Genomic DNA, 2997 nt, shown 5'->3' with positions numbered 1-2997 from the left:
GGGTTGTATGGTTAAGTGACTAAGCGTATGTGGTGGATGCCTTGGCAGTTAGAGGCGATGAAGGACGTGTTAATCTGCGATAAGCGTAGTTAAGGTGATAAAAACCGTTATAGACTGCGATTTCCGAATGGGGAAACCCACTGACATAAGTCAGTATCCTTGAGTGAATACATAGCTCAGGGAGGCGAACCGGGAGAACTGAAACATCTAAGTACCCCGAGGAAAAGAAATCAACCGAGATTTCGTTAGTAGCGGCGAGCGAACGCGAATCAGCCCTTAAGCTTATTGGGCGTTAGTGGAATGTTCTGGAAAGGACAGCGATACAGGGTGATAGCCCCGTACACAAAAACAACCTTTAAGTGAAATCGAGTAGGACGGAGCACGTGAAACTTTGTCTGAATATGGGGGGACCATCCTCCAAGGCTAAATACTCCTAACTGACCGATAGTGAACCAGTACCGTGAGGGAAAGGCGAAAAGAACCCCTGTGAGGGGAGTGAAATAGAACCTGAAACCGCATACGTACAAGCAGTGGAAGCCTTCGGGTGACTGCGTACCTTTTGTATAATGGGTCAGCGACTTATATTCTGTAGCAAGGTTAACCGATTAGGGGAGCCGTAGCGAAAGCGAGTGTTAACTGCGCGTTTAGTTGCAGGGTATAGACCCGAAACCCGGCGATCTACCCATGGGCAGGTTGAAGGTTGAGTAACATCAACTGGAGGACCGAACACACGTATGTTGAAAAATGCGGTGATGACTTGTGGGTCGGAGTGAAAGGCTAATCAAGCCGGGAGATAGCTGGTTCTCCCCGAAATCTATTTAGGTAGAGCCTCGCACGAACACCATTGGGGGTAGAGCACTGTTAAGGCTAGGGGGTCATCCCGACTTACCAACCCTTTGCAAACTCCGAATACCAATGAGTGATATGCGGGAGACACACTGCGGGTGCTAACGTCCGTTGTGAAGAGGGAAACAACCCAGACCGCCAGCTAAGGTCCCAAAGTACTAGTTAAGTGGGAAACGATGTGGAAAGGCATAGACAGCTAGGAGGTTGGCTTAGAAGCAGCCATCCTTTAAAGAAAGCGTAATAGCTCACTAGTCGAGTCGGTCTGCGCGGAAGATGTAACGGGGCTAAACTAGTCACCGAAGCTGCGGATTTGAACTTAGGTTCAAGTGGTAGGGGAGCGTTGTGTAAGCCGTTGAAGGTGGATTGTAAGGTCTGCTGGAGGTATCACAAGTGCGAATGCTGACATGAGTAACGATAAGGGGAGTGAAAAACTCCCCCGCCGAAAGACCAAGGTTTCCTGTCCCATGTTAATCAGGGCAGGGTAAGTCGGCCCCTAAGGCGAGGCGGAAACGCGTAGTCGATGGGAAACAGATTAATATTTCTGTACTTCTATATATTGCGAAGGAGGGACGGAGTAGGCTAGGTGAGCACGGCGTTGGTAGCCCGTGTGAAAGTATGTAGGTGGTTAGTTTAGGTAAATCCGGACTTTCATTCAACACTGAGATACGAGACGAGACTCCAAGGAGTTGAAGTCATTGATGCCATGCTTCCAGGAAAAGCTTCTAAGCGTCAGATATATAGGAACCGTACCCCAAACCGACACAGGTGGTTAGGTAGAGAATACTAAGGCGCTTGAGAGAACTCGGGTGAAGGAACTAGGCAAAATAGTACCGTAACTTCGGGAGAAGGTACGCTGCATATGGGTGATGGAACTTGCTTCCTAAGCTCAGAGCAGTCGAAGTAACCAGGTGGCTGGAACTGTTTATTAAAAACACAGCACTGTGCAAAATCGAAAGATGACGTATACGGTGTGACGCCTGCCCGGTGCCGGAAGGTTAATTGATTGGGTTAGCTCTGCGAAGCTCATGATCGAAGCCCCGGTAAACGGCGGCCGTAACTATAACGGTCCTAAGGTAGCGAAATTCCTTGTCGGGTAAGTTCCGACCTGCACGAATGGCGTAATCATGGCCACACTGTCTCCACCCGAGACTCAGTGAAATTGAAATTGCGGTTAAGATGCCGTATACCCGCGGCTAGACGGAAAGACCCCGTGAACCTTTACTATAGCTTGACAGTGAACATTGCTCCTACATGTGTAGGATAGGTGGGAGGCTTTGAAACCGCGTCGCTAGATGCGGTGGAGCCAACCTTGAAATACCACCCTTGTATGCGTGATGTTCTAACCTAGGGCCCTTATCGGGCTTGGGGACACTGTCTGGTGGGTAGTTTGACTGGGGCGGTCTCCTCCTAAAGAGTAACGGAGGAGCACGAAGGTTGGCTAAGTATGGTCGGACATCATACGGTTAGTGCAATGGCATAAGCCAGCTTAACTGCGAGACAGACACGTCGAGCAGGTACGAAAGTAGGTCATAGTGATCCGGTGGTTCTGTATGGAAGGGCCATCGCTCAACGGATAAAAGGTACTCCGGGGATAACAGGCTGATACCGCCCAAGAGTTCATATCGACGGCGGTGTTTGGCACCTCGATGTCGGCTCATCACATCCTGGGGCTGAAGTCGGTCCCAAGGGTATGGCTGTTCGCCATTTAAAGTGGTACGCGAGCTGGGTTTAGAACGTCGTGAGACAGTTCGGTCCCTATCTGCCGTGGGCGTTTGAGAATTGAAGAGGGCTGCTCCTAGTACGAGAGGACCGGAGTGGACGAACCGCTGGTGTTCGGGTTGTTATGCCAATAGCATTGCCCGGTAGCTACGTTCGGAACTGATAACCGCTGAAAGCATCTAAGCGGGAAGCAGGCTTTGAGATGAGTTCTCACTGGAGATTTAATCTCCCTAAAGGGTCGTTGGAGACTACAACGTTGATAGGTCAGGTGTGTAAGGGTTGTGAGGCCTTGAGCTAACTGATACTAATTGCCCGTGAGGCTTAACCATACAACACCCAAGTGGTTTTGTATTGACTGGTTAAAGTCACTTACTAACTTAGTAATGAAAAATCCTGTAGGAAACCTACACGTCGTTTTTAATTACGTTGTTA

At 49.5% G+C, this 2997-nt stretch carries 1 rRNA gene; it reads left to right on the top strand.

The features are described from left to right. Positions 1-9: 9 nt before the first annotated feature. A 23S ribosomal RNA gene (locus RM573_RS17355) occupies positions 10-2894 on the top strand. Positions 2895-2997: the final 103 nt, after the last annotated feature.

Source organism: Thalassotalea castellviae (assembly GCF_031846185.1).
Lineage (GTDB): Bacteria > Pseudomonadota > Gammaproteobacteria > Enterobacterales > Alteromonadaceae > Thalassotalea_H > Thalassotalea_H castellviae.
Note: the sequence above shows the minus strand (reverse complement) of the source record. Positions and strands in the feature narration are given on the sequence as shown.